General features: G+C 70.7%; 22 protein-coding genes and 13 pseudogenes. 23 read left to right on the top strand and 12 right to left on the bottom strand.

Annotated elements, in window-relative coordinates:
* Positions 1-67: 67 nt before the first annotated feature.
* From LP418_RS16970 to LP418_RS17005, 8 genes and pseudogenes are all read right to left on the bottom strand, one after another.
* The gene (locus LP418_RS16970; RefSeq protein ID WP_257952955.1) at positions 68-1219 is read right to left on the bottom strand and encodes an acyl-CoA dehydrogenase family protein; all 1152 of its coding nucleotides are present in this window, start codon (positions 1217-1219) and stop codon (positions 68-70) included.
* Entirely contained in the window at positions 1219-2202 is a 984-nt protein-coding gene (locus LP418_RS16975; protein ID WP_257952956.1) for an acyl-CoA dehydrogenase family protein, read from the bottom strand. Before LP418_RS16975 ends, LP418_RS16970 begins: the two co-directional genes overlap by 1 nt.
* A gap of 158 nt (positions 2203-2360) precedes the next feature.
* Positions 2361-2825, bottom strand: a complete 465-nt coding sequence (locus LP418_RS16980; RefSeq protein WP_257952957.1) for an acyl-CoA dehydrogenase family protein — start codon at positions 2823-2825, stop codon at positions 2361-2363.
* 91 nt (positions 2826-2916) lie between these two features.
* A pseudogene (locus tag LP418_RS16985) lies at positions 2917-3096 on the bottom strand (acyl-CoA dehydrogenase family protein); the annotation flags it as partial.
* Between the two features lie 121 nt (positions 3097-3217).
* Positions 3218-3514, bottom strand: a pseudogene (locus LP418_RS16990) (acyl-CoA dehydrogenase family protein); the annotation flags it as partial.
* A 27-nt stretch (positions 3515-3541) separates the two neighbouring features.
* A complete protein-coding gene (locus LP418_RS16995) occupies positions 3542-3793 on the bottom strand; it encodes a PDZ domain-containing protein (RefSeq protein WP_257952958.1) in 252 nt (83 codons plus the stop codon).
* Positions 3699-4082, bottom strand: a complete 384-nt coding sequence (locus LP418_RS17000) for a S1C family serine protease (RefSeq protein WP_257952959.1) — start codon at positions 4080-4082, stop codon at positions 3699-3701. The genes LP418_RS16995 and LP418_RS17000 overlap by 95 nt, the downstream gene beginning before the upstream one ends.
* Positions 4079-4729 carry a S1C family serine protease gene (locus tag LP418_RS17005; RefSeq protein ID WP_257952960.1) on the bottom strand — a complete coding sequence of 217 codons (651 nt, stop codon included), beginning with the start codon at positions 4727-4729 and terminating at the stop codon, positions 4079-4081. Before LP418_RS17005 ends, LP418_RS17000 begins: the two co-directional genes overlap by 4 nt.
* Positions 4730-4948: 219 nt before the next feature.
* Here LP418_RS17005 and LP418_RS33680 point away from each other — a divergent pair.
* From LP418_RS33680 to LP418_RS33690, 3 pseudogenes are all read left to right on the top strand, one after another.
* A pseudogene (locus LP418_RS33680) lies at positions 4949-6965 on the top strand (alpha-amylase family glycosyl hydrolase); the annotation flags it as partial.
* A 355-nt stretch (positions 6966-7320) separates the two neighbouring features.
* Positions 7321-7614: pseudogene (locus LP418_RS33685) on the top strand (pullulanase X25 domain-containing protein); the annotation flags it as partial.
* Positions 7615-7765: 151 nt separating this feature from the next.
* Positions 7766-7921: pseudogene (locus tag LP418_RS33690) on the top strand (pullulanase X25 domain-containing protein); the annotation flags it as partial.
* A gap of 90 nt (positions 7922-8011) precedes the next feature.
* Here the strand turns inward: LP418_RS33690 and LP418_RS17020 are convergent.
* Positions 8012-8179 carry a hypothetical protein gene (locus LP418_RS17020; RefSeq protein ID WP_257952961.1) on the bottom strand — a complete coding sequence of 56 codons (168 nt, stop codon included), beginning with the start codon at positions 8177-8179 and terminating at the stop codon, positions 8012-8014.
* 197 nt (positions 8180-8376) lie between these two features.
* Here LP418_RS17020 and LP418_RS17030 point away from each other — a divergent pair.
* The 3 genes and pseudogenes from LP418_RS17030 to LP418_RS17040 form a co-directional block, all read left to right on the top strand.
* Positions 8377-8580 (top strand): annotated as a pseudogene (locus tag LP418_RS17030) (hypothetical protein); the annotation flags it as partial.
* Between the two features lie 550 nt (positions 8581-9130).
* Positions 9131-9844 (top strand): hypothetical protein, encoded by a 714-nt coding sequence (locus LP418_RS17035; RefSeq protein ID WP_257952962.1) that lies wholly within the window; start codon positions 9131-9133, stop codon positions 9842-9844.
* The gene (locus LP418_RS17040) at positions 9831-10601 is read left to right on the top strand and encodes an alpha-1,6-glucosidase domain-containing protein (protein WP_257952963.1); all 771 of its coding nucleotides are present in this window, start codon (positions 9831-9833) and stop codon (positions 10599-10601) included. Before LP418_RS17035 ends, LP418_RS17040 begins: the two co-directional genes overlap by 14 nt.
* Before the next feature lie 54 nt (positions 10602-10655).
* Here the strand turns inward: LP418_RS17040 and LP418_RS31030 are convergent.
* Both LP418_RS31030 and LP418_RS17060 read right to left on the bottom strand, forming a co-directional pair.
* Positions 10656-11967, bottom strand: a pseudogene (locus tag LP418_RS31030) (citrate synthase).
* Positions 11968-12006: 39 nt separating this feature from the next.
* On the bottom strand, positions 12007-12519 hold the full coding sequence (locus tag LP418_RS17060) for a CHRD domain-containing protein (RefSeq protein WP_257952966.1): 513 nt from the start codon (positions 12517-12519) through the stop codon (positions 12007-12009).
* A gap of 259 nt (positions 12520-12778) precedes the next feature.
* Here LP418_RS17060 and rplM point away from each other — a divergent pair, with 259 nt between their 5' ends.
* The 4 genes and pseudogenes from rplM (at position 12779) to LP418_RS17080 (ending at position 16247) form a co-directional block, all read left to right on the top strand.
* A complete protein-coding gene (gene rplM, locus LP418_RS17065; RefSeq protein WP_257952967.1) occupies positions 12779-13222 on the top strand; it encodes a 50S ribosomal protein L13 in 444 nt (147 codons plus the stop codon).
* A gap of 9 nt (positions 13223-13231) precedes the next feature.
* On the top strand, positions 13232-13747 hold the full coding sequence (gene rpsI, locus LP418_RS17070; protein ID WP_442940275.1) for a 30S ribosomal protein S9: 516 nt from the start codon (positions 13232-13234) through the stop codon (positions 13745-13747).
* A 9-nt stretch (positions 13748-13756) separates the two neighbouring features.
* Positions 13757-15102, top strand: a pseudogene (gene glmM, locus LP418_RS17075) (phosphoglucosamine mutase).
* A gap of 218 nt (positions 15103-15320) precedes the next feature.
* Positions 15321-16247: a hypothetical protein gene (locus LP418_RS17080; protein ID WP_257952968.1), complete on the top strand. Its 927-nt coding sequence runs from the start codon at positions 15321-15323 to the stop codon at positions 16245-16247.
* A 52-nt stretch (positions 16248-16299) separates the two neighbouring features.
* Here the strand turns inward: LP418_RS17080 and coaA are convergent.
* Positions 16300-17268, bottom strand: a pseudogene (gene coaA / locus LP418_RS17085) (type I pantothenate kinase).
* Positions 17269-17332: 64 nt separating this feature from the next.
* On the opposite strand from coaA, the pseudogene glmS reads away from it, so the two are divergent.
* From glmS to tsaD, 13 genes and pseudogenes are all read left to right on the top strand, one after another.
* Positions 17333-19180, top strand: a pseudogene (gene glmS / locus LP418_RS17090) (glutamine--fructose-6-phosphate transaminase (isomerizing)).
* 2 nt (positions 19181-19182) lie between these two features.
* Entirely contained in the window at positions 19183-19536 is a 354-nt protein-coding gene (locus LP418_RS17095; protein WP_257952969.1) for a holo-ACP synthase, read from the top strand.
* A 79-nt stretch (positions 19537-19615) separates the two neighbouring features.
* Positions 19616-19978, top strand: a complete 363-nt coding sequence (locus LP418_RS17100; RefSeq protein WP_257952970.1) for a hypothetical protein — start codon at positions 19616-19618, stop codon at positions 19976-19978.
* 49 nt (positions 19979-20027) lie between these two features.
* Positions 20028-20159, top strand: a pseudogene (locus LP418_RS33695) (LysM peptidoglycan-binding domain-containing protein); the annotation flags it as partial.
* 146 nt (positions 20160-20305) lie between these two features.
* Positions 20306-20761, top strand: a pseudogene (locus LP418_RS17105) (NAD(P)H-hydrate epimerase); the annotation flags it as partial.
* A gap of 203 nt (positions 20762-20964) precedes the next feature.
* Positions 20965-21597 (top strand): ADP-dependent NAD(P)H-hydrate dehydratase, encoded by a 633-nt coding sequence (locus tag LP418_RS17110; protein ID WP_257952971.1) that lies wholly within the window; start codon positions 20965-20967, stop codon positions 21595-21597.
* 20 nt (positions 21598-21617) lie between these two features.
* Positions 21618-22979: an alanine racemase gene (gene alr, locus LP418_RS17115; RefSeq protein WP_336275739.1), complete on the top strand. Its 1362-nt coding sequence runs from the start codon at positions 21618-21620 to the stop codon at positions 22977-22979.
* 54 nt (positions 22980-23033) lie between these two features.
* Positions 23034-23801 carry an alpha/beta fold hydrolase gene (locus LP418_RS17120; RefSeq protein WP_257952972.1) on the top strand — a complete coding sequence of 256 codons (768 nt, stop codon included), beginning with the start codon at positions 23034-23036 and terminating at the stop codon, positions 23799-23801.
* Positions 23798-24685 (top strand): tRNA (adenosine(37)-N6)-threonylcarbamoyltransferase complex ATPase subunit type 1 TsaE, encoded by an 888-nt coding sequence (tsaE, locus tag LP418_RS17125; RefSeq protein WP_257952973.1) that lies wholly within the window; start codon positions 23798-23800, stop codon positions 24683-24685. Before LP418_RS17120 ends, tsaE begins: the two co-directional genes overlap by 4 nt.
* Positions 24686-24699: 14 nt before the next feature.
* The gene (tsaB, locus tag LP418_RS31035; RefSeq protein ID WP_336275740.1) at positions 24700-25032 is read left to right on the top strand and encodes a tRNA (adenosine(37)-N6)-threonylcarbamoyltransferase complex dimerization subunit type 1 TsaB; all 333 of its coding nucleotides are present in this window, start codon (positions 24700-24702) and stop codon (positions 25030-25032) included.
* A complete protein-coding gene (locus LP418_RS31040) occupies positions 24974-25417 on the top strand; it encodes a hypothetical protein (RefSeq protein ID WP_336275741.1) in 444 nt (147 codons plus the stop codon). Before tsaB ends, LP418_RS31040 begins: the two co-directional genes overlap by 59 nt.
* A 22-nt stretch (positions 25418-25439) precedes the next feature.
* Positions 25440-25790, top strand: a pseudogene (locus LP418_RS17135) (GNAT family N-acetyltransferase); the annotation flags it as partial.
* Positions 25787-26833, top strand: a complete 1047-nt coding sequence (gene tsaD / locus LP418_RS17140; protein ID WP_257952974.1) for a tRNA (adenosine(37)-N6)-threonylcarbamoyltransferase complex transferase subunit TsaD — start codon at positions 25787-25789, stop codon at positions 26831-26833. The pseudogene LP418_RS17135 and the gene tsaD, both read left to right, overlap by 4 nt.
* The last annotated feature ends 8 nt before the right edge of the window (positions 26834-26841 follow it).

Genomic DNA, 26841 nt, shown 5'->3' on the forward strand with positions numbered 1-26841 from the left:
CGTGGACGATCGTGTGGTTGAGGTCGATGGCCATGGCTTTGTCCTCCTGCGACCCAGCCTGCCACAGTCACACGAAGGCGCTGATGCCCGTTTCCGCACGGCCGATCAACAGCTTCTGGATCTGCGACGTGCCCTCGTAGAGCGTCATCACCCGGGCGTCGCGGAGGTACTTCGCGGCGGGGTAGTCGTCGACGTAGCCCGAACCGCCGTGGATCTGGATGGCGAGGTTGGCGGCGCGGACGGCAGCCTCGGACGCGAACAGCTTCGCCTTGGAGGCGGCCGTTCCGAAGGGTTCGCCGCGGTCGACGAGGTCGGCGCAGCGCCACACGAGGAGCCTCGCGGCGTCGGCGTCGAGGGAGATGTCGGCGATCATGTCCTGCACCAGCTGGAAGGCGGCGATCGGCTTGCCGAACTGGGTGCGGCTGGTGGCGTAGTCGACCGACGTCTCGAGACAGCCCTGCACGATGCCGACGCAGCCGGCGGCCACCGCGAGGCGCCCCTTGTCCAGCGTGCTCATCGCGATATTGAACCCGCGACCGACCTCGCCGAGCACGGCCGAGGAGGGCACCCGCACGTCGGAGAGGAACAGCTCCGCGGTGGCCCGGCCGCGCAGGCCGAGCTTGCCCTTGATCTCGCGCGCCTCGAAGCCGGGGGTGTCCGTCGGCACCGGGAACGCCGTGACGCCGCGCGGGCCGTCGTCGCTGGTGCGCGCGAAGATCAGCGCGACGTCGGCCCAGGTGCCGTTGGTGATGAAGAGCTTCTGCCCGTTGAGCACCCAGTCGTCACCGTCGCGGGTCGCGCGCGACGTCAGGTTGCCCGCGTCCGATCCGGTGTCCGGCTCGGTCAGCCCGAAGCAGCCGAGCTTGCTGGCCGTCGCGAGCTGCGGCAGCCACTCCTGCTTCTGCTCCTCGGAGCCGTTGAACAGGATCGACTTCCCGACGAGGCCGCTGCTGACCGACACGATCCCGCGCAGCGCCGAGTCGGCCCGCCCGAGCTCCTCCATCGCCAGCGCATAGGTGACGTAGTCGCCGCCGAGACCGCCGTACTCCTCCGGGATGGTGAGCCCGAAGAACCCGATCTCGGCCATCTTCGGCACGATCGCCGGGTCGACCGACTCGTCGCGGTCCCACTGCGTGCGGTGCGGCACGGCTTCCCGGTCGAGGAAGTCGCGGGCCAGCGTCCGGAAGGCCTGCTGCTCGTCGCTCAGCGAGAGGTCCATCAGGCGAGCGCGTCGATCTCGCCGTGGTCGGCCACCCGGGCGGCCAGCCCGGTGAGGTGATGCTGCGCCCCACCGAGCCATTGCTCGAGTACGGCGAGGTGAGCCGTCCCGACGCCGACGGAGTATTCCGCCGTCATGGCGATCCCGCCGTGGAGCTGGATCGCGTCCTGCCCGATGTGCTTGCCGGCCCGGGCGATCTGCAGCCCGACCCGGTCGGCGGCGTCGGCGATGTCCGCCCGGCTGCCTGAGGCGACCACCATCGTCGCCCAGTCGACCGGGCTGTGGGCGAGCTCGAGCGAGACGTACATGTCGGCGGCCCGGAAGGTGAGGGCCCGGAAGGTGTTGAGGGTGACGCCGAACTGCTTGCGGCTCATGAGGTAGTTGTTGGTGGCGGCCACCCGGGCCTGCATCACGCCGAGCGCCCGGTTGGCGCCCATGATCCGGGTGATGTCGCTGATGGTCGCGATGGTCGACGACAGGTCGAGCCCGGGCTCGCCCAGTGGCACCGCGGGTGTTTCGGCGAGCTCGACGCGCGCCGCGCGACTGCCGTCGAAGACGGCGTAGTCAGTGCGAGTCGCGTCCGCTCCGTCGACCACGAAGAGCCCCGTCCCGCCGGACGGCAGGGACGCGCTCACCACGATGTGGTCGGCCCGGGCGCCGTTGGGCACCGGGTCGCGGACGCCGGTGAGCGTCCACGCATCACCATCCGAGGCGGCCGTCACGCCCTCCGCCGCCGAGGACCAGCGACCGCCGGGGGAGGTGTCGGCGGCAGCCAGCACGATCTCGCCGGCCGCGAGCCGGCCCAGCAGGTCGGCACGCTGCTCGGATGATCCCGCGACGGCAACCAGTCCGCCGGCATGCACCACGGAGGCGAGGAACGGCTCTGGCGCCAGCACCCGGCCGAGCTCCCGGCAGACCAGCCCGATCTCCACCGGGCCGGCCTCGACGCCGCCGTCGTCCTCGGTGAACGGCAGACCGAGCACCCCCATCTCGGCCGGGGCGGGCCCACTGCGTCTCGTCGAACCCGGGAGCGTCGGCCACGGCCCGGCGCCGGTTCTCGAACTCGCCGTACGCCTTGGTCGCGAGTCCGCGGACGGCCTCGCGCAGTGCCTTCTGCTCGTCGTCGTAGGTGAAGTCCATGTCAGAGTCCCGGGATCGTGCGGGCGATGATCTGGCGCTGGATCTCGTTGGATCCGCCGTAGATCGAGGCTTTCCGCAGGTTGAGGTAGGTCGGTGCGGAGCGCCGGGCCCAGCCGGGGACGGGAGAGTCGTCGTCCGCACCGGAGGCGAGCGCCCCCGGCCCGGCGAGGTCGAGCGCGAGCTCGGTGACGGCCTGCTGGAGCACCGTGCCCTTGAGCTTGAGCACCGACGAGGCGGGGTGCGGCTCGCCGTCGGTGGAGTGCGCCACCACACGAAGGGCGGTCAGCTCCGGGGCGAGCAGGTCGTTCTCGATCTCGGCGATGCGGGCCCGGGTCAGCGGGTCGTCGAGCAGGTCGCCGGCGTTCTCCTTGAGGGTCGCCAGCGCCCGCTTCGTGGCACCGACCGGGGCGACGCCGACGCGCTCGTTGCCGAGCAGGAACTTCGCGATCGTCCAGCCGCTGTTCACCTCCCCCGACCATCAGGTCCCCCGGCACCCGGACGTCGGAGAACCACACCTCGTTGACCTCGTGGCCGCCGTCGATCATCTCGATCGGTCGCACCTCGACCCCGTCGAGCGTCATGTCGATCAGGAGCATGGAGATGCCCGCCTGCTTCTTCACCTCCGGATCGGTCCGGACGAGGGTGAAGATCCAGTCGCCGTACTGCCCCAAGGTGGTCCAGGTCTTCTGCCCGTTGACGATCCAGTCGTCCCCGTCGCGTACGGCGGTGGTGCGCAGGCTCGCCGAGGTCGGACCCGGCGTCGGGCTCGGAGAAGCCCTGTGACCACCAGATGTCGAGGCTGGCGGTCTTCGGCAGGAAGCGCTCCTTCTGCTCCCGGCTGCCGAACTGGGCGAGCACCGGACCGATCATCGAGGCGTTGAAGGCCAGCGGTGTCGGGACCCCCGCGCGCTGCATCTCTTCGTGCCACAGGTGCCGCTGCAGGCTGGTCCAGCCCTTGCCGCCCCACTCCTCGGGCCAGTGCGGCACCGCCGGGCCGGCGGCGTTGAGCGCCTGCTGGCTGGCCACGATCTCGTCGCGGGTCAGGTGCTGACCGGAGAGCACCTTGTCGCGGATGGCCTGAGGGAACTCGGTGGTGAAGAAGGTCCGCATCTCGTCGCGAAACGCTGCGTCCTCTGCGGACAGCTCCAGCTGCATGCTGCTCCTCGGCGTCGAAGGTTCAAGTCACTCGCCGTCGGAGTCAAGCACGAATTCGGCACTTTGCGTCTCGTCGTCCCGAACCCGGGTGACCTCGACGCTGTCGCCGGGCCGGTAGGAACGGATCGTGGCGACGAGGGAGTCGGCGTCGGTGATCCGCTGGTCGTCGACCTGCGCGATCACGTCACCGGCCTCCAGCCCTCCCTCGTCGGCGGTGGAGCCGGGAGTGACACGGGTGACCGGAGCGCCCTCGGTCCCGCCGTCCCGGGGGCCGCCCACTCGGGAGCCCGAGCCGCGCGTGGGTCGGCGTCTCGCCGGCGCTCATCTGGTCGACGATCGGCATGACCTCGTCGATGGGGATGGCGAAGCCGAGCCCGATCGAGCCGGACGCGGACTGCTCCCCGAAGCCCGACTGGGATGCCGCCGTACGGATCGAGGAGTTGATGCCGACGACCGCACCCGTCATGTCGACCAGCGGGCCGCCGCTGTTGCCGGGGTTGATCGCCGCGTCGGTCTGGATGGCGGGGTACGTCGTGGAGTTGCCGCTCTCGTCACGGTCGACGTTCACCGGGCGGTCCAGGGGCGCTGACGATGCCGCTGGTCACCGTGGCGTCGAGGCCGAAGGGCGAGCCCCACCGCGACGACCTGCTGGCCGACGTTGAGGTTGGCGGACTTGCCGATCGTGGCGGCCGTCAGGTTGCTCACGCCCTCGGCCTTGATCACGGCCGTGTCTGTCAGCGGATCGGTGCCCGGGATGGTCGCCTCGGCCGTGCTGCCGTCGGCGAAGTCGACGGTGATGGTGCCGCCGTCGCCCGCGACCTCGACCACGTGGTTGTTGGTCAGGATGGTGCCGTCGGAGGTCAGGATGATGCCCGAGCCCGAGCCGGACCCCTCGGCGCCGGTGACGTCGATCTTCACGACGCTCGGCAACACCCGGGCCGCGACGTCCTCGACCGATCCCTCCGGCGCCGGCGCGTCGCTCTGGGCGATGGGGGCGGTGTCGCCCGACGGCTCCGCGGACGCGTTCGGCGCGTCGGTGTGGGTGGAGTCCCACACCGCCGCGCCGCCCAGCCCGGCGCCGCCGCCGACGATCAGCGAGGTCGCGACCACGGCCGCGAGACCGGCCCGTCGTTTCCGCGGCGGCTCCGGAGGGGGCTCGGTCGGGAGCGTGGCGGTGTCGTAGGGCGTCCAGTCGGAGGGAGGCGTTGTGCTCATGTCGACCAGCGTGCGTCGGGCTGCTGTGAACCACCTGAGAGCGACCTTGGGGACGTCGAAGAAGGTCGCCGCTGCAAGATCTGCCATCCTCCGCGCAGGCGCGATCTGAAAGATCTTGCACGCCTTGCAAGAGGTTGTCAGGGACTCCTAGTGTGACTGCCGCCACATCAACCTCGGGAGACCATCGTGCGCACACCCCTGCTCGTCGCCGCCACCCTCGTGTCCGGGTCCGTCCTGTTGGGGCCCGTCTCCGCGTCGGCGGACCACACGGCCACACCGACAGCCGTCACGCTCGTCGGCAGCCTCCAGGACGAGCTCGGCTGCGCCGGGGACTGGGCGCCGGCGTGTGCGGAGACCCACCTCGTGGCGGTGCCGGGCACGTCGGCGTACGCCGCCACCGTCAAGGTCCCCGCGGGCACCTACGAGTTCAAGGTGGCGCTCAACGACTCCCGGGACGAGTCGTACAGCGCCGACGCTGGCGGCGCCAACATCCCGCTCGTGCTCAGCGAGGAGGCGGCGCTGACCTTCTCCTACGACCACACCTCCCACCGGGTCGCGGTCGCCCCCGCAGAGCTGCCGCCCGGCGAGGTGACGGCCGACGACCGCGCCATGGCCGGCAGCTCGTTGCGCGCGCCGCTCACGCGCGAGCAGTTCTACTTCGTGATGGCCGACCGCTTCGCCAACGGCGACCCGACCAACGACGCGGGCGGGCTCGACGGCGGACCGCTCGAGACCGGTCTCGACCCCACGCACAAGGGCTTCTTCCACGGTGGTGACATCGCCGGCCTCTCCGAGAGGCTCGACTACATCGAGGGGATGGGCACGACGGCGATCTGGCTGACGCCCAGCTTCAAGAACCGTCCGGTCCGGGGCAGTGGCGAGAACGCCAGTGCCGGCTACCACGGCTACTGGGTCACGGACTTCACGCAGATCGACCCGCACTTCGGCACCAACGCGGAGCTCAAGGCCTTCATCGACAACGCGCACGCGCGGCATCAAGGTCTTCTTCGACATCATCACCAACCACACGGCCGACGTCATCGACTACGCCGAAGGGCAGCACACCTACGTCGACAAGGCGACCGAGCCCTACCGCGACTCCAGCGGGCAGGTCTTCGACGACCGCACCTACGCCGGTGGGGAGACGTTCCCGGCGCTGGACGCCGCGACGTCCTTCCCCTACACGCCGGTCTTCGCGTCCGAGGCCGACAGCACGCTCAAGGTGCCGGCGTGGCTCAACGACCCGACCAACTACCACAACCGCGGCGACTCGACCTTCGCCGGAGAGTCCTCGACGTGCAGCGACTTCGTCGGTCTCGACGACCTGTTCACCGAGCAGCCCGATGTCGTGGACGGGATGGTCGACATCTACGAGAAGTGGGTCGAGTTCGGCATCGACGGGTTCCGCATCGACACCGTCAAGCACGTCAACATGGAGTTCTGGCAGGAGTTCGCGCCGGCGATGCGGGCGGAGGCGCAGCGGGTCGGCAATGACGACTTCTTCGCGTTCGGGGAGGTGTACGACGCCAACCCGGCGTACCTCTCGACCTTCACGACCGAGGGTCGGCTCGACGCAACCCTCGACTTCGGCTTCCGGGGTGCGGGCACCGGCTTCGCCAAGGGAGCGGCGACAACCGGGCTGCGCGACTTCTACGCGGGCGACGACTACTACACCGACACCGACTCCAATGCCTACGAGATCCCGACCTTCCTCGGCAACCACGACATGGGCCGGATCGGCATGTTCCTCGCCGACGGCGACCGGGCGCTCGAGCGGGATCGGCTGGCCCACTCGTTGATGTACCTCACCCGGGGCCAGCCGGTCGTCTACTACGGCGACGAGCAGGGCTTCACCGGTGACGGGGAGACCGGGCTGCTCGCCGGGACATGTTCCCGAGCGCCGTGGCCTCCTACAACGACGACGACCTGCTCGGCACCGACGCCACCACCGCCGAGGCCAACTTCGACACCTCGCACCCGCTCTATCGCACCATCGGCGACCTCGCGCGTTTGCGATCGACGTACCCCCGCGCTCGCCGACGGCGCGCAGCTTCACCGGTATGCCTCCCATGACGCCGGGGTGTTTGCGTTCAGCCGCATCGACGCCGACGAGCGTCGGGAGTTCGTCGTTGCGCTCAACAACGCGACTGCGCCGAGGACCGTCACCCTCGGCACGGAGATGAAGCAGGGCACGTTCAAGCAGGTGTGGCCGGCGTCGAGCGCGTCGGTCAGGAGCGATGCGGAGCAGCGGATCCAGCTGACCGTGCCGGCCTTGTCGGCCGTGGTGTGGCGTGCGGCCGGCACCCTCGCCGAACGAGAGCAGGCGCCTGCGCTGCACTTCGAGAAGCCCTCGGCAGGCGGCGTCGTCGGTGGGCGTGCCCCGATCGCCGTGGCCGTCCCCGACGGCGGCTTCAACCAGGTCACGCTCGCATGGCGACCGGTCGGCGCGACGGACTGGACCCCGCTCGGGACCGACGACAACGCGCCGTACCGCGTCTTCCACGACGTCTCGGGACTCGCCAAGGGCACGCTGCTGGAGTACAGGGCGGTCCTGCGCGACTCGTCGGGCAACTTCTCGGTCAGCTCGACCCATGGTGTCGTCGGTGACCCGACGACCGAGCCGCCGCCCGGCGGTGGCGGTGGTGGCGGACCGGTCACGCAGCCCGCAGCCGTGTCGATGCCCGGCAGCCACAACTCCGAGATCCAGTGCCCCGGTGACTGGATGCCCGACTGCGAGCAGGCACAGATGGCGCTGGACGCCAACGACCCGGGTCTGGAAGAAGACCGTGACCCTGCCCGCCGGCGGCTACGAGTACAAGGCGGCCATCGACCGGTCGTGGGACGAGAACTACGGAGCCGGGGGAGCCCCCAACGGCTCGAACCTCGCGCTGGACCTGTCCGCCGAGGACCGGGTGACCTTCTACTACGAGCACGGCTCGCACTGGATCACCACCGACGCCAGCGATCCGATCATCACCCCCGGCCGGCAGCATGCAGTCCGAGCTCGGCTGCTCGAGCGACTGGGCACCCGACTGCATGCGCGGCTGGCTCAAGGATCCCGACGCCGACGGCACCTACACGTTCGCAACCACATCGCTGCCGGCCGGCAGCTACGAGACCAAGGTGACCCACGGGTTGTCGTGGTCGGAGAACTACGGCGCGGGTGGGGCCCGCGACGGCGCCAACGTCGCCTTCGACGTCCCCGCGGCAGGAGTGGAAGTGGTCTTCACCTATGACTCGGGCAGCCACGTGCTGACGATCAGCACCCGGTCGGCGGGTGCGTCACCGGACCTCGCGGCGGCGACCGCTCACTGGGTGCGTGGCGATCTCGTCGCCCGGGACGTCCCCGATGCCGAGTCGCGCCGCTACCGCCTGCACTGGTCGGAAGCCGGCGACCTCGCCGTCGACGCCGAGGCCGTCACCGGCGGCTCCAGCGCGGCCCTGACCCATGACCCCCGAGGGACTGCCCGCGGACGTGCTGGCCGACTTCCCGCACCTCGAGGGCTACGAGGCCTTCCGGTTGGGCCGCGACACCGTCAAGCAGGTGCCGCAGATCCTCACGGGCCAGGGTCGCCGTCGCGTCCTACAACCGGGACGGCACCCTCCACGACGCCGCCGGGCTGCAGCTCCCGGGCGTGCTCGACGACGTGTACGCCGCCGACGCGACCGACCGCCAGCTCGGTGTCTCGTGGAGCAGCGGCCGTCCAACGCTCGCGGTCTGGGCCCCCACTGCCCAGCACGTCGCGGCAGTCGTCCGGGGCGAGGAGTTTGCGATGCGGCGTCAGGACGACGGTGCCCGGACGGTCACGGGGCCGGCCTCGTGGAAGGGCGCGACCTACGCGTACGACGTGCGCGTCTGGGCGCCGTCGGAGCAGCAGGTCGTCACCAACACGGTGACCGACCCCTACTCCGTCGCCCTCACTGCCAACTCGCGGCGGTCGGTGGTCGTGGACCTCTCCGACCCGGCCCCGGCGCCGGCAGGCTGGGCAACCACGACCCCGCCTGCGATCGCGCAGCCGGAGGACCGCAACGTCTACGAGCTGCACGTCCGCGACTTCTCGATCGGCGACGAGACCGTCCCGGCGGGGGAGCGGGGCACCTATCTCGCGTTCACCCACGACGACACCGCCGGCATGCGCCACCCGGGTCGACTTGCCGACGCCGGGCTCAACACGGTGCACCTGCTGCCAGCGTTCGACATCGCGACCATCGAGGAGCAGCGCGCCGCGCAGCGGACGCCCGCATGTGATCTCGCGGCGATGGCGCCGGACTCGACCGAGCAGCAGGAGTGCGTCGAGGACGTCCGACCCCACGATGGCTTCAACTGGGGCTACGACCCACTGCACTACACGACGCCCGAGGGCTCCTACGCCACCGATCCGGACGGCCCCGGGCCGCACCGTGGAGTTCCGCCGGATGGTGCAGGGCCTCAACGCCACCGGGCTGCAGGTGGTCATGGACGTCGTCTACAACCACACGGCGGCTCACGGTCAGGCAGCCACCTCGGTGCTCGACAAGGTCGTGCCCGGCTACTACCAGCGACTCAGCGCCACGGGAGCGGTCGAGAGCTCCACGTGCTGCTCCAACACCGCCACCGAGCACGCGATGATGGAGAAGCTGATGATCGACTCCGTGCTCACCCGGGCGCGCGACTACAAGGTCAACGGCTTCCGCTTCGACCTGATGGGCCACCACAGCCTCGAGAACATGCAGCGGCTGCGATCGGCGCTCGACGCGCTGACCGTGAGTCGCGACGGCGTCGACGGGCGTTCGATCTACCTGTACGGCGAGGGCTGGAACTTCGGGGAGGTCGCCAACGACGCCCGCTTCGTGCAGGCCACCCAGCTCAATCTCGCCGGCACCGGAATCGGGTCCTTCTCCGACCGGCTGCGAGACGCCGTACGCGGTGGCGGACCGTTCGACGACAACCCCCGTGTGCAGGGGTTCGGTTCCGGGCTCTTCACCGATGCCAACGGCGACGCGGTCAACGGCACCGTCGAGGAGCAGCGGACCCGCCTGCTGCACCTGCAGGACCCGGGTCAAGCTCGGCCCGGCGGGCAACCTCCGCGACTTCTCGTTCCGCGACTCCAGCGGAGAGACCGTGGTCGGCAATGACGTCGACTACAACGGGCAACCGGCGGGGTATGCCGCCGATCCGGGCGAGACGGTGACCTACGTCGATGCCCACGACAACGAGACACTGTTCGACTCCCTCGCCTTCAAGCTCCCTCAGGGCACCTCGATGGCGGACCGGGTGCGGATGAACACCGTGTCGCTGTCCACCGTCGCGCTCTCCCGGGGCGTGGTGTTCTGGCACGCCGGCACCGACCTGCTGCGCTCGAAGTCGCTGGATCGCAACTCCTACGACTCGGGGGACTGGTTCAACCGCGTCGACTGGGAGCGGCGCGACAACACCTTCGGGTCGGGGCTGCCGTTGCGAGCCGACAACGAGGCCAAGTGGGAGTTCATGCGGCCGCTGCTGGCCGACCCGGCACTCAAGCCGGGCGCGGTGGCCATGGACGCAGCGCATGAGCGCGCCCGGGAGCTGTTGCGGATCCGGATGTCGTCGCGGCTGTTCCGACTCGGCTCGGCCGACGCGATCCGAGCCAAGGTGAGGTTCCTCGACGCGGCGCCCGGCGTCATCGCGATGCTCATCGACGACACCGCCGGCGCCGATGCCGACGCTGATCGCGACGGAGTGCTCGTCGTCTTCAACGCGACCCCGGACGAACAGTCCGTCGGCGGCGCGGGCGAAGGCTGGACGCTGCACGACGTGCAGGCCACCGGTGGGGACGAGGTCGTGAAGGGCTCGTCGGTGACCGGGGAGCGGGTCAGCGTGCCGGCACGGACGACGGCTGTCTTCGACCGCTGAACGGGCGAAGCCCACCACGATTGCTCGTGGTGGGCTTCGCTCGGAAACTTGGGACTACGCCCAGCGCTCGGAAGCGGGCACGAACGTCAGCTGACGCTCGCCCGTGTAGATCTGCTTCGGGCGCGCGATCTTCTGGTCCTTGTCCCGGATCAGCTCCGACCACTGCGCGAGCCAGCCGGGCGTACGCCCGATCGCGAAGAGGACCGTGAACATCTCCGGCGGGAACTGGAACGCCTCGTAGATCAGGCCGGAGTAGAAGTCGACGTTGGGGTAGAGCTTGCGCTTGATGAAGTACTCGTCCTCGAGCGCGATCTTCTCCAGCTCCCGGGCGATCGCGAGGAGCGGGTTGACCCCGGTCACCTCGAAGACGTCGTCGCAGGCCTTCTTGATGATCGTGGCGCGCGGGTCGAAGTTCTTGTAGACCCGGTGCCCGAAGCCCATCAGCTTCTCGTTGCCGTTCTTCACGCCCTCGATGAAGGCGGGGATGTTCTCCTTGCTGCCGATGCGCCGCAGCATGCGCAGCACAGCCTCGTTGGCGCCGCCGTGCAGCGGGCCGAAGAGCGCGCCGACACCGGCAGAGACGGCCGAGTAGGGGTCGACTCGGCTGGAGCCCACCGAGCGCACCGCGTTGGTCGAGCAGTTCTGCTCGTGGTCGGCGTGCAGGATGAAGAGCACGTCGAGGGCCTTGACCGGGCGCAGGGTCGGCCTCGAACTTCTGCTCGCTCATCTTGAAGAGCATCGAGAGGAAGTTCGCGGTGTAGCCCGTGTCGTTGTCGGGATAGATGAACGGCTTGCCCTGCGCGTGCCGGAAGGACCAGGGCGCCCAGCGTCGGCATCTTCGCGATCATCCGCACCATCTGCATGTGCCGGTTGTCGGCATCGGTGATGTTGCGCGCGTCGGGGTAGAACGTCGACAGCGCCCCGACGGAGGCCATCAGCATGCCCATCGGGTGGGCGTCATGTGGAAGCCCTCCATGAAGGACTTCACGTTCTCGTGCACGAACGTGTGGTAGGTGATCTCGTGCACCCACGCGTCGTACTCGTCCTTGGTCGGCAGCGCTCCGTTGATCAGCAGGTAGGCGACCTCCGGGAACGAGGAGGACTCCGCGAGCTGCTCGATCGGGTAGCCCCGGTATTCGAGGATGCCCTTGTCGCCGTCGATGAAGGTGACTGCGCTGCGGCAGGAGGCGGTGTTGACGAAGCCCGGGTCGTAGGTCGCGAGACCGGGCTCGTCCTCGGCTGTGCGGATCTGGCCCAGGTCCTTGGCGTTGATGGTCCCATCGGTGATGGGGATGTCGTACTCCCGGCCGGTGCGGTTGTCGTGGACGGTCAGGGAGTCCGTGGTGTTGGCCGCTACGTCGGTCACGTCGGCTCCTCGATACGGGATGTGAGATGTCCGTCCAACCTAGCCGCGTCTCGCGCACGCGTGCCAACCGCACCCCGGATCGTGGACGCCAGAGGTGTGGCCTACCGGGTGCAGCTTGCCCCGGATCGCTCCGGCGGGGTACGGCGCAGTGTGGACGTTGACGTAGTAGCGCCCCGGCCTCGCGACGATCGCCCGGACGAGGCTGCGTCTGACGCCGCGGGTGCACCTCGCTCCTCCGGTCGCCGCACCGGTGAGGTCGACGACGACGCTGCCGTCGGACACCTTGTGGACGTGGGCGAAGGTCGGGTCGGCGATCCCGGACCAGTGGATCGTGGCGCACACCTTGCGCCCGGCCTCGTTCAGCGTGAGCATCGCGTGCCCGGAGCCGTCGGCGTCACCGCTGGGACGCAGCGTGGCGCTGAGAGCGACGGGCGCGGCGACGTGGGCAACCGCGGGGGCGGCGCTCTGCGCGGGGCTGGCCGGCAGCGCGGCATACGCAAGAGGCAGTGCGAGAACGGCGGCGGCGAGGCGCCGTGCGGGGCGGTGGGTCATCGGGCATCTCCTCTGAGCGGGTCGCTCCATTCAAGACCCGCGGCCCGCCGAGGGGAAGGGCCGCTCCTGCGCCGTTTTGACCCCCTCGGGACGACGCGCGTAATCTGACTGGTCGCGACTCCTGCCGCGCCCCGGTCCCGCACGGATCGAGGGTGCAGACCCGGACGAAGATGAGCCGGGCAGTGTTCGTCAGAAGCCGCAGCACCACACCGGTTGGGACACCTCCCAGCTGGCACTACGAACGGAACGGGATACAGCCGTGCGCACGTACAGCCCCAAGCCCGCTGACATCCAGCGAGAGTGGCTCGTCATCGACGCCACCGACGTGGTCCCGGGACGCCTCGCCGTCCAGACCGCCAACCTTCTCCGCGGCAAGCACAAGCCGACCTTTGCTCCGCACATGGACATGGGCGACTTCGTGATCATCATCAACGCCGACAAGGTCGCCCTCTCGGGCAACAAGAAGGTCACCAAGCTTGCCTACCGCCACTCAGGTTACCCCGGTGGCCTCTCCTCGACGCCGTTCGGTGAGCTCCTCGAGAAGGACGCCCGCAAGGCCATCGAGAACGCTGTCTGGGGCATGCTCCCCAAGAACAAGCTCGGTCGCCGGGTCTTGAAGAAGCTCAAGGTCTACGCCGGCGCGGACCACCCGCACGCCGCGCAGCAGGCCATCCCGTTCGAGATCTCGCAGATCTCCCAGTAAGCACTAGGACTGACAGTGACTGAGAACATCGAGAACACCGCAGAGGTCGAGGAGACCTACGAGACCGACGCCGACGGCGTCGCCTACAGCTCCGAGAGCGCCCCGTCCGCCGACGCCCCGCTGCGTCCCGCGACGATCGCCCCCGGCGCGGCCACCGGCCGTCGCAAGGAAGCCGTCGCTCGCGTCCGGATCGTCCCGGGCACCGGCGAGTGGACCGTCAACGGCCGCACGCTCGACAGCTACTTCCCCAACAAGCTGCACCAGCAGATCGTCAACGAGCCCTTCGTTGCGCTGCAGCTCGAGGGTCGTTTCGACGTGCTCGCCCGCATCCACGGTGGCGGCATCGCCGGTCAGGCCGGCGCCCTGCGCCTCGGCGTGGCCCGCTCGCTCAACGGCATCGACGTCGAGGCCAACCGCGCCGAGCTCAAGAAGCTCGGGCTGCTCACGCGTGACGCCCGCGCCGTCGAGCGCAAGAAGGCCGGGCTCAAGAAGGCCCGCAAGGCCTCGCAGTTCAGCAAGCGCTGACCTGCCTGCATGACACGCCTTTTCGGCACGGACGGGGTCCGGGGTCTGGCAAACGTCGCACTGACGGCGGAGCTGGCCCCGGACCTTTCCGTTGCCGCGGCACACGTCCCGGCCGACCGCGGTGACTTCGCGGGGCATCGCCCCGTCGCCGTGGTGGGCCGGGACACGCGCATTTCCGGGCAGTTCCTCGAGGCCGCCGTCGTGGCGGGGCTCGCGTCGGCAGGTGTCGACGTGCTCCTCCTCGGCGTCCTGCCCACCCCCGGCGTCGCCTACCTCACCGGCTCGCTCGGCGCCGACCTCGGCGTGATGCTGTCGGCCTCGCACAACCCGATGCCTGACAACGGCATCAAGTTCCTCGCCCGGGGCGGACACAAGCTCGACGACGCGATCGAGGTCGCGATCGAGCGCCGCATGCGTGAGGAGTGGCAGCGACCGACCGGCGGTGCCGTCGGTCGCGTGTCGCCGTACGCCGATGCGGTGAGCGACTATGCCGCCCACCTCGTCGCCTCCACGACCCTGCCCCCGGCCGGCCTCAAGGTCGTGCTGGATTGCGCGGCCGGGGGCGGCCTTCGAGGCCGGTCCGAAGGCGCTGCGCGACGCGGGCGCCGAGGTGATCGCGATCCATGCCGAGCCCGACGGTCTGAACATCAACGACGACTGCGGGTCGACCCACCCGGAGTCCCTGCAGAAGGCCGTCGTCGAGCACGGCGCCGACGCGGGCTTCGGCCTCGACGGCGACTCCGACCGCTGCCCGGCCGTCGACCACGAGGGCAACGTCGTCGACGGCGACCAGATCCTCGCCGTGCTCGCCCTCGCTGCGCGACCGGGGCCTGCTCGTCAAGGACACCGTCGTGGCCACCGTGATGAGCAACCTCGGCTTCGTCCGCGCCATGAAGGCCGCGGGCGTCGGCGTCCGCCAGACCAAGGTCGGCGACCGCTACGTCCTCGAGGCGATGAAGGTCTCCGGCTACTCCCTCGGCGGCGAGCAGTCCGGCCACGTGATCCTCTCCGACTACGCCACCACGGGCGACGGCATCCTCACCGCGCTGAAGGTGCTGGAGCGGATGGCCGCCACCGGTCAGTCCCTCCGGGAGCTCGCCGGTGTGATGACCCGCCTGCCGCAGGTGCTCGTCAACGTCAAGGACGTGGACAAGGCGCGCACCGACGAGGACGCCGTCCTTGCCGCAGCGGTGGCCGAGGAGGAAGCCGCTCTCGGCGAGACCGGCCGCATCCTGCTCCGCCCCTCCGGCACCGAGGCACTCGTGCGCGTGATGGTCGAGGCGCCGACGTCCGAGATCGCCAACGACGTCGCCAACCGCCTCGCCGGTGTGGTCAAGGCCCAGCTCGCACTCTGAGGTCGCCGGGGCCGACCCGGACGTCATGAGGTCTGATTGTTCGAGACAGGCAGCCTCCATGACGTCAGCACGGGGGCTCGGGCCGGGAACCGTGCACATGGCACCGGAGGCCCGGCCCATCCACAGGTGAGAGGCACAGGCGCTCGCGTGCGGTCGTGCGAGCAGCCAGCCTCAGCGCATGGCAAGGAAGGGCAAGCACCCACGAAGTCGGTCGGCGCGTGAGGCGAACCTCGGCGCCGCACGGTCTCGCGCCGAGGGCCGGGGGCGGCATCGTGTCTCGACGTCAGGTGTACGCCGCCGGCCTCACGCGATCCGAGGTGACCGCCCACCGTCGGGGCGGACGATGGCAGCGCGTCCACACGCAGAGCTCGGCCGTCCACACCGGACCGATCTCGCACTCGGGTCTGCTGTGGGCGGCGGTCTTCGAGGCCGGTGATCGTGCCTGCCCGGACGGAGCGTCGGCGCTGATCGCCGCCGGGTTGGAGCACTACACGGAGGAGGTCGTCCGGGTCTCGGTGCCTCGTGGTGTTCTCGTACGGCGGGGACCCGGCATCAACGTGAGGCAGACGCGGCGGCTGGCGGACGCTGACAAGGTCGGAGTCGGGGTGCCGCGGACCAAGGCCCACGTCGCCGCGATCCGGGCGGCACTCTGGGCGCGGTCCGACAAGCAGGCCACGCTGCTGCTGACGATGGCCGTGCAGCAGCGACTGACCACGCCTGAGCAGCTGGTCAAGGAGTTGCTGCGCATCAAGAGGGATCGGCGACGCGCGCTGATCACGTCGGTCATCACCGATCTGCTCGACGGAGTTCGATCCCTCGGCGAGCAGGAGTTCGCCCGGCTGTGCCACGAGCGCGGCCTTCCTGAGCCGACCCGCCAAGTCGTCCGCAAGGGGAGGAGCGGCCGCTACTACCTCGATGTGATCTGGGAGGAATGGGGTGTGGTCGTCGAGATCGACGGGATCCAGCACTCCCGGGCCACCAACGTCGTCGCGGACGCGCTGCGACACAACGACGTGGCACTCGGCAACGCGCTGGTGCTCCGGCTGCCGCTCCTCGGGCTCCGCGTCGCCCCCGACGAGTTCTTCGAGCAGATCGAGGCGGCGCTCGCAGGCCGGGGCTGGCGCCGCTGCGACCTTGCGTCATGAGGATTGCCCGTTCGAACAGTCATTCCTCATGACGTCCGCTGCGGGTCGGGGCTCAGAGCTTGCGCAGCCGCACGTAACGCACGGAGTGGTCGGCGTCCTTGCGCAGCACCGGGGTCGCGCGACCGCGCGTCGGCGCGACGTTCTCGGTCAGGTTGGGGCCGTTGATGGTGTCCCAGATGTGCGTCGCCACCTCGGTTGCCCGGTCCCGGCTGAGGGCGGCGTACTTCGAGAAGTAGGACGCGGGGTCGACGAACGCTGTCTCGCGCAGCCGCAGGAACCGCTCGATGTACCACTTGCGGATGTCGGAGAGCGCGGCATCGACGTACACGGAGAAGTCGAAGAAGTCGCTGACCGCGAGGCCGGCGCGACCGTCGTCGCGAACGCGCGGGCTGGAGGACGTTGAGGCCCTCGATGATCACGATGTCGGGTCGCTTGATGACGACCTTCTCGTCGGGCACGACGTCGTAGACGAGGTGGGAGTACGTCGGCGCCTCGACCTCGTCGCGCCCCGACTTGATGTCGATGACGAATCGCAACAACGCCTTGCGGTCGTAGGACTCGGGGAACCCCTTGCGGTGCAGGATCCCGCGGCGTTCGAGCTCGGCGTTGGGGTAGAGGAAGCCGTCGGTGGTGACCAGCGCGACGTTGGGGTGCTCGGGCCAGTGCGCGAGCATCTGCTGCAGCACGCGGGCCGTCGTCGACTTGCCGACGGCCACCGATCCGGCCGGAGCCGATCACGAAGGGCGTGCGCGGCGGCTGCTGGCGGTGCAGGAACTCCTCCTGCTTGCGGTGCAGCCGGCTCGCGGACGCGACGTACATCGAGAGCAGCCGCGACAGCGGGAGGTAGACCTGCTCGACCTCGCGAAGGTCCAGCTCGTCTCCCGGGCCCGCGCAGCTGCCGCACCTCGTCGGGCGTGAGCGGGCTCTTGGTCTCCCGGGCCAGCGCGGCCCATGCCCCGCGATCGAGCTCCACATAGGGGGAGGACTCGCTCGCGATGGCCAACCCTGTGGCGTCCGACATGTCGAGGATTGTTGCACCGGCTGCGCGTCAGGGCGGCGGTGGTGCGTTGCGTAGACTCCCGCGCATGTGCGGAATCGTGGGTTACGTCGGGGACAAGCAGGCGCAAGACGTCGTGATCGAGGGCCTGCGTCGCCTCGAGTACCGCGGCTACGACTCGGCCGGCATTGCGCTCATCCACGACGGGACGCTCGCCTCCGACAAGCGCGCGGGCAAGCTGGCCAACCTCGAGAAGGCGATCGGCGAGTCGCCCCTTCCCGCCTCCACGACCGGCATCGGCCACACCCGCTGGGCCACCCACGGTGCGCCCAACGACGTCAACGCCCACCCCCACCTCGGGCGCGTACGCCGAGTGGCGGTCGTCCACAACGGCATCCCGGAGAACTTCGCGGCGCTGCGCTCCGAGCTGGAGAATGCCGGCCACGAGCTGCTCTCCGAGACCGACACCGAGGTCGCCGCACACCTGCTCGAGCTCGAGGTGCAGTCGGGCGCCGACCTGACCACCGCGATGCAGCAGGTCTGTCAGCGACTCGAGGGTGCCTTCACGCTCGTCGCCATCGACGCCGAGGACCCGTCCCGCGTGGTCGCGGCCAGACGCAACTCGCCCCCGGTGGTCGGTCTGGGCGAGGGCGAGAACTTCATCGGCTCCGACGTCGCCGCCTTCATCGAGCACACGCGTGAGGCGATGGAGCTCGGCCGGGACGAGGTCGTCACGATCACCCGGGAGGGTGTCGAGGTGACCGGCTTCGACGGCAGCCCGTCCGAGGGCAAGCGCTACCACGTCGACTGGGACCTGTCGGCCGCCGAGAAGGACGGCTACGACTGGTTCATGCGCAAGGAGATCTTCGAGCAGCCTCGTGCGGTCGCCGATGCGCTGCTCGGTCGTCACGACGGACACGGCAAGCTCCAGCTCGACGAGGTGCGGGTCTCCGAGGACGAGCTGCGCACGGTCGACAAGATCATCATCGTCGCCTGCGGCACGTCCAACTACGCCGGTCTGGTCGCGAAGTACGCCATCGAGCACTGGACCCGCATCCCCTGCGAGGTCGAGCTCTCCCACGAGTTCCGCTACCGCGACCCCATCCTGACCCGCGACACCCTCGTCGTCGCCATGAGCCAGTCGGGTGAGACGGCCGACACCTTGATGGCGATCCGGCACGCCCGTGAGCAGGGCTCGCGGGTGCTGGCGATCTGCAACACCAACGGCTCCACGATCCCCCGAGAGTCCGACGCGGTGATCTACACCCACGCCGGTCCGGAGATCGGGGTCGCCCTCGACCAAGGGCTTCCTGACCCAGCTGGTCGCGTGCTACCTCCTCGGCCTCTACCTCGCCCAGGTGCGCGGCACGAAGTTCGGCGACGAGATCTCCCGGGTCCTCGACGAGCTGGCCAAGATGCCCGAGCACGTCCAGACGGTGCTCGACCGCTCGCAGGCCATCTACGACCTCGCCGCCAAGCACGCCGACACCAAGTCGGTGCTGTTCCCGGGCCGCCACGCCGGCTTCCCCGATCGCGCTCGAGGGCGCGCTCAAGCTCAAGGAGCTCGCCTACATCCACGCCGAGGGCTTCGCCGCCGGCGAGCTCAAGCACGGCCCGATCGCCCTGATCGAGGAGGGTCTTCCGGTGTTCTGCATCGTGCCTCCCCGGGGTCGCGACGAGCTCCACCAGAAGATGGTCAGCGCGATCCAGGGAGATCCGCGCCCGTGGCGCCCACACGATCGTCCTTGCCGAGGAGGGCGACGAGTCCATCACGCCGTACGCCGATGAGCTGATCCGGCTGCCGCGGGTGCCCACCCTCCTGCAGCCCGTCGTCGCGGTCGTGCCGCTGCAGCTGTTCGCGTGTGAGCTCGCCACCCGGATGGGCCACGACGTCGACCAGCCGCGCAACCTCGCCAAGTCCGTCACGGTCGAATAGCTGTGCCCGTCATCGGCGTCGGCATCGACGTGGTCGATGTCGCCCGGTTCGGCGAATCGCTCGAGCGCACGCCCGCGCTGCGGGAGCGACTGTTCACGCCGGACGAGGCGGGCCGACCCCTCGCGTCGCTCGCCGCACGCTTTGCCGCCAAGGAGGCGATCGCCAAGGCGCTCGGTGCGCCGGCCGGACTGGCCCGGCACGACGCGGAGATCGTGTCGGAGGAGACCGGGCGACCACGCTTCGAGCTACGCGGCACGGTGGCCGCTCGCGCGGAGGTGCTGGGTGCGCACCACGTGCACGTCTCGCTGTCCCACGACGCAGGCATCGCGTCGGCCGTCGTGGTGCTCGAAGGGTGACTGGGCTAGCGTTGGCTCGCCGTCGACGACGGTCCCGAATGGAGTCACTCGGGTGACGATCACACAGTGAGGTAGTGACATGGGGTTCCCGGACAACGTCAAGGACGCACTCAAGGACGCCGTCTCGACGCAGGCGTCGAAGGACGAAGAGGTCAAGGACGAGTCGGTCGACAAGGCCGACACCACGACCGCCGACGACTCGGCCACGCCTGCGCCGCCGACCATCCCGGTCGACAAGGACAGCGCTGACACGGAGACGGCCGAGCCGACCACCGAGCCGACCACCGGCCCGGTCCAGCCCGCCGACTCCGTCGAGCCGGCGCCCACCACCCCGGCCGCGACGGCCGAGGAGAAGGCCGAGCGCAAGGAGGCCCGCGAGGACCGCCGGGGGCGCAAGGAGGACCGCCGGGGAGGCCCGCGAGGACCGCCGGGAGGCTCGTGAGGACGCCCGCGAGAAGCGCGATGACGCCAAGCTCGAGACCTACACGGTCAAGTCCGGCGACACGCTCTCCGAGATCGGCGCCCGCTTCGGCGTCTCCTACCGGGAGATCGCCAAGCTGAACAACATCGAGAACCCCGACCTGATCTTCCCGGGCCAGGTCTTCCGGATCCCGAAGAACTGATTCACCGTCGACGACGCCCCGGCCGCTCGGCCGGGGCGTCGCCGGCATTTGATGGGTAGCGTGCTGGCCATGCGCTCCGCCCACACCGTCGCCCGGTGCGCGCCGCCGAGGCCGCCGCGATGCGCGGCCTGCCCGAGGGCGTCCTGATGCAGCGAGCCTCAGCCGGGCTCGCCCACGCGGTGCTCGACCTCCTCGGCGGCGGCTACGGGCGCCGGGTCGTGCTGCTCGTGGGCTCCGGCGACAACGGCGGTGACGCGTTGTACGCCGCAGCGCTGCTGTGCCGCCGCGGAGTGGCCGTCGACGCGCTGCTGGTGGGGTCTCGCCACCACGAGGCCGGACTCGACGCGATGCTGGCCGCCGGTGGGCGGTTGGTCGACTCCGTGGTCGGCCTCGCACCCGACGTCGTGGTCGACGCCGTCGTCGGCATCGGCGGCCGGCCGGGGCTGCGTCCCGATGCCGCTGCGGCACTGGCTGCCCTCGACGGCGTCCCGGTCGTCGCCGTTGACGTGCCGTCCGGGGTCGGCGTCGACACCGGTGAGCTCGACGGCCCCCACGTGCGCGCCGACCTCACCGTCGCGTTCGGCACCCACAAGGTGGCGCACCTCGTCGACCCGGCCGCCAGCGCCTGCGGTGTCGTGCACCTCGTCGACATCGGGCTCTCACCACCCCCGGCCGGGGTCCAGTCGCTGCAGCCGGCGGACGTCGCGAGGCTCTTGCCGAGGCCGACGCAGCACGCCCACAAGTACACCCGCGGCGTCGTCGGGGTGCGCGCCGGCAGCGAGACCTATCCGGGGGCCGCACTGCTGTGCGTGGCCGGTGCGTCGTCCGGGCTGGCCGGCATGGTGCGCTACGTCGGGCACGCGGCGGACGTCGTGCGACAGCGCCACCCCGAGGTCGTGGGGAGGGGCGGGTCCAGCCCGGGGTCGTCGGTCCCGGCAGCGGCGACGACGCGGCCGGCGCGCTCGACGCGGCGCTCGCCGACGCCGTCCCGGTCGTGGTGGACGCCGATGCGCTCGCCCTCGTCGACGGGCCGTTCGCCGTACCGACTGTGCTGACGCCGCACGCCGGCGAGCTGGCCGCGATGCTCGGGGTGGACCGCGCCGACGTGGAGGCACGGCCGCTGGCACACGTCCGCTCGGCGGCGGAGCGCTTCGACGCCGTCGTGCTGCTGAAGGGCCGCCACACGCTCGTCGCCCGGCCCGACGGACGGGTCCGGGTGACGACGACCGGGCTCCCGTGGCTGGCGACCGCCGGCGCCGGCGACGTGCTCGCGGGACTGATCGGCGCCCTGCTCGCTGCCGGCCTCGACCCCCGGGACGCGGCCGCCGTCGGGTCCCGGGTGCACGGCGCCGCGGCCACCGCGGCCTCCGGTGGCGGGCCGATCGTCGCGGGAGACGTGGCCCACGCCCCGGGTGGCGTGCTGCGGTCCCTGCTCTGAGTGGTGAAAGAATCGACGACATGACGTCGACCGGTCCCGCGCGCGCCGAGATCGTGGTGGACCCGGCGGCCATCCGGCACAACGTGCGCCGCCTGCGCGAGATCGTCGGGCCGGGCGTCGCGATGATGACCGTCGTCAAGGCCGACGGCTACGGCCACGGCAGGAACGAGGTGGCGCGAGCCGCCCGGCAGGCGGGTGCCGACTGGCTCGGTGTCGCCACCATCGACGAGGCGCTGGCCCTGCGTGAGGCCGGCGACACCGGCCCGGTGCTGTGCTGGCTGGGGGTCCCGGGGGAGCAGTACGCCGACGCGATCGCCGCCGACATCGACGTGACCGCCTACTCACGAGCCGAGCTCGACGAGATCGTCGCGACCGGCCCCCGGGCGCGGGTCCAGCTCAAGGTGGACACCGGCCTGTCACGTGGCGGTGCCGCGCGGCCGGACTGGCAGGACCTGTTCGCCCATGCGGCCGAGCTCGAGCGCGCCGGACGGCTGGACATCACCGGCATCTGGACCCACCTCGCCGCAGGTGACGAGCCCGACCACCCTGCCAACGACGCGCAGGAGGCCGCCTTCCGTGAGGCCGTCGAGCTCGCCGAGTCGCTCGGCGTGAGACCCGAGCTCAAGCACATCGCCAACTCCGCCGCGGCGGTGCTGCGACCTTCGGCCCGCTTCAACCTCGTCCGGTGCGGCATCGCGACCTATGGCCTCGACCCGGCGCCGGGCCACACGTCCGACCTCGGCCTCATCCCGGCGATGACCGTGCGGGCCAGCCTCGCTCTGAGCAAGCCGGTGGCGGCCGGCGACGGTGTCTCCTACGGCCACACGTGGATCGCGGACCGCGACACCACCGTCGGTCTGGTGCCTGCCGGGTACGGCGAGGGCGTCCCCCGCGCCGCCGGCAACGTTGCCTCGGTGCTGGTCGAGGGCCGCCGTCGCTCGATCCGCGGGCGCGTCTGCATGGACCAGTTCATGGTCGACCTCGACGGCGACCTGCCGCCCCCCGGCACCGACGTGGTGCTCTTCGGCCCGGGCACGCACGGCGAACCCACCGCGCAGGACTGGGCCGAGGCCCTCGACACCATCAACTACGAGATCGTCACCCGGGTCGGCGGGCGCTTCGTCCGCCGGCACGTGAACCAGAGCCCGCATGAGTCTGACTCGCAAGCTGCTCGCCAGCGCCGCCGGGCTGGCGGCCGCCGGCATGGCCGTCGGCGTTGCCGGCGTCGCCCAGCGCAGCCGGGTGATCGCTCGCCGCGGGGCGGGCGAGGACACGCCGTTCGGCTCGTTGCAGGAGCACGCCGTTGCACGTCATCACCGGCGACGGCATCGACCTGCACGCCGAGATCGACCTCAGTGACGAGCCGGCCGAGGACGAGCTGACGATCATCTTCGCCCACGGCTACTCCCTCAACCTCGACTGCTGGCACTTCCAGCGTGCGGGCTACCGCGGCCAGATCCGCACCGTCTTCTACGACCAGCGTTCGCACGGGGCGCTCGGCCCGGTCATCGGAGGACCACAGCACCATCGAGCAGCTGGGCGACGACCTGCGCCGAGTGATCGAGCAGGCGTCGCCGGGGCCGTGCGTCCCGGTCGGCCACTCGATGGGCGGCATGAGCATCGTCTCCCCGGCCGAGCAGCACCCCGACCTCTTCGGGGACAAGGTCGTCGGCGTGGCCCTGATCTCGACCACCGCCGGCGGTCTGGACCCGGGCCGGATCCTGTTCCCGATGCTGCCGCTCGGGCTCGGTGGCCGGGTGATGGCGCCGGCCGTCCGCACGCTCTACCGCGGACACAAGGCCGTCGACCTCGCGCGCAAGTGGGGGCACGCGCTCGCCGACGTGGTCACCGAGCAGTACGCCTTCGGCGACGAGGTGCCCGGGCACTACGTCGAGTTCGTCTACGACATGCTCAACGACACCCCGTTCGCGGTCGTCGTGGACTTCTACCCCGCCTTCGCGAGCCTCGACAAGTTCGATCACGTCGAGGTGCTGGGCCGGGTGCCGACCGCGGTCATCTGCGGCACCGACGACAAGATCACCAGCATCGGTCACGCGCGCAAGCTGCACTCGCGCATCCCCGGTTCCAGCCTGCTCGAGTGCGGGGGTGCCGGGCACATGGTCATCCTCGAACGGCACGTCGACGTCAACGCCGAGCTCGACGACCTGATCTCGCTGGCCCAGACCCGCCTCGAGGCGCGGTGAGTCTCGAGGTACGCCGGGTCGGCGCCACCGCGGCCACCGAGGTCCTCGGCGTGATCCGGACGGCCTTCGAGGCGCGCCCCACCTTGGACCCGCCGGCCGACGCGTTGGCCGAGACCGAGGAGTCGGTGGCTGCCGAGCTGCGTGCGTACGGCGGACTGCTGGCCATCCTCGACGGCGAGCCGGTCGGTGCGCTGCTCTTCCGGCCTCGCGACGACGTGATGGTGCTGCGCAGGTTCGGCGTGGTCCCGTCGGCGCAGGGCAAGGGCGTGGCTCAGCGACTCGTCCGGGGCGCGGTGGATGCGACGCTCGGCTGTTCCCAGCTCGTCGTGCTGGCCCGCGAGGAGCTCCCCGCCACCGTGGGCTTCTGGGCGCGGCGGGGCTTCGTGCAGACCGACCGCCGTTCGCCGTACGTCGAGATGCGACGCGACCTGCCCACCTCCCCGGAGGCCCGCGACGCCGACGACATGCGCGCGCTGGGCGAGCGACTGGGGCGTTCGGTGCACGCCGGGGACGTGGTGGTGCTCACCGGTGAGCTGGGGGCCGGGAAGACGACCCTGACGCAGGGCATGGGCCTCGGGCTGGGCGTGCGCGGTGGCGTCACCTCGCCGACCTTCGTCATCGCGCGCGTGCACCCGTCGCTGGTCGGCGGACCGGACCCGGTGCACGTCGACGCCTACCGCCTCGGTGGGATCGCCGAGCTGGACGACCTCGACCTCGACACGTCCCTCGACGACGCCGTCACGGTCGTGGAGTGGGGCGCCGGCCCGGTCGAGGGTCTCGCCGAGTCCGGGCTGGAGGTCACCATCACCCGGGCGATCGGCGACGAGGCGGTCGACGCGGAGCTGGATCCGAGGGTGGTCCACGCCCGCCGTGTGCGTGGCTGAGTAACCTCACCACCGTGCTCCTCTCGTTCGACACCGCCACCTCCTTGGTGACCGTTGCGCTCCACGACGGCGAGGACGTCGTGGCCGAGCGGCTCTCCGAGCTCCCCATGAAGCACGGCGAACACCTCGCGCCACTGATCGAAGCACTGCTCACCGACAACGGCCCGGTGCGCCGGGACCTGACTGCGATCGCGGTGGGCGTCGGCCCCGGCCCGTTCACGGGCCTGCGCGTCGGCTCCGGTCACCGCCCGCACGCTGGGCTACGTCCCGGAGATCCCGGTCTACGGCGTGTGCACGCTGGACGTCCTCGCGATCGAGGCGATCGACACCGGGGCCGTCACCGGTGACTTCCTCGTGGCCACGGACGCTCGCCGCAAGGAGGTCTACCTTGCGGCGTACGACGACCCGGGCCGCCGCATCCACGGCCCCGTGGTCTCCAAGCCGGCCGAGGTCGCGAGCGAGCTCCCGGTGGCAGGCGAAGGCGGGCTGCTGTATCCCGAGCACTTCCCGAACGCCGTGACGCCGACCCGTCCCAGCGCGGGCTGGCTGGCCCGCGTCGTCGCCGAGGAGCGCGCAGAGCTGCTCGACCCCGAACTCGTTGTACCTGCGACGGCCGGACGCGGTGGCCAACGCCCCCCGCAAGACCGTCACACCCGGCGCATGATCCGACTCGCGACAGGAGCCGACCCGGCCGCGGTGGCCGTCCCGGGAGGCCGAGCTCTTCGGACCTGACGCCCGGGACGAGGCCGCGCTCCTTGCCGAGCTGGCCGGCCCGGGCCGCCGATTCGTCGTGGCTGACGACGACGGCGTCGCCGGCTACGCCGTGTCGCGTTCGATCGGCGACGTCGTCGATCTCCAACGGATCGGTGTCTCGCCGGCCCATCAGCGCACCGGTGTGGCCACGGTCCTGCTCGACGAGCTGCTGGCCCACCCGGGAGAGGCGGATCGGATGATGCTCGAGGTCAGCGCGGCCAACGTTGCCGCCATTGCCTTCTACCGGCGCAGCGGTTTCGCCGAGCTCGCGACCCGGCCTCGCTACTACCGCGACGGCTCGGACGCACTGGTGATGAGTCGCGATCTCGGATCGGGGAGGATGGTCAGATGAGCGACGAACCCCTCGTGCTCGGCATCGAGACCTCCTGCGACGAGACCGGCGTCGGCATCGTGCGCAGGCACACCCTGCTGGCCGACGCCGTCGCCAGCAGCGTCGAGGAGCACGCCCGCTTCGGCGGAGTCGTGCCCGAGGTCGCCAGTCGCGCGCACCTCGAAGCGATGGTGCCCACGATCGAGCGCGCCTGCGAGACCGCCGGCATCAAGCTCGACGACATCGATGCGATCGCCGTGACCTCCGGACCGGGACTCGCCGGCGCGCTGCTGGTGGGCGTCGCGAGCGCGAAGGCACTCTCCATCGGCCCGGGCAAGCCGCTGTACGGCGTCAACCACCTCGCCGCCCATGTCGCGGTCGACCAGCTGGAGCACGGTCCGTTGCCGGAGCCGTGCCCGGCGATGCTCGTCTCAGGCGGCCACTCGAGCCTGCTCAAGGTGGAGGACGTGACCGTTGGCGTCGACCCCCTCGGAGCCACCATCGACGATGCCGCGGGGGAGGCCTTCGACAAGGTCGCCCGGTTGCTCGGCCTGCCGTTCCCCGGCGGTCCGCACATCGACCGGGCGGCGGCCAGCGGGAACAGCGTCGCGATCGACTTCCCGCGTGGCCTCACGGCCCGCAAGGACCTCGAGCGACACCGCTTCGACTTCTCGTTCTCCGGGCTCAAGACGGCCGTTGCTCGCTGGGTGGAGGCCCAGCAGCGCGACGGGATCACCATCGACGTCGCCGACGTGGCCGCGTCCTTCCGGGAGGCCGTGTGCGACGTCCTCACCCGCAAGGCGCTCGATGCCGCCACGACCTACGGCATCGAGGACATCCTGATCGGCGGCGGTGTGGCCGCGAACAGCCGGCTGAGGGCGATGGCGACCGAGCGCGCCGAGGCCCGCGGGATCAGGGTGCGGGTCCCACGGCCCGGCCTGTGCACCGACAACGGCGCGATGGTCGCTGCCCCGGGGGCTGAGCTCGTGAAGAGAGGTCGAGCGCCGTCGGCGCTCGACCTCCCAGCCGATTCATCCCAGCCCATCACCACCGTGGTGGCGTGAGGGCGGTC

The sequence above is a fragment of the Nocardioides sp. B-3 genome (assembly GCF_024703895.1).
Lineage (GTDB): Bacteria > Actinomycetota > Actinomycetes > Propionibacteriales > Nocardioidaceae > Nocardioides.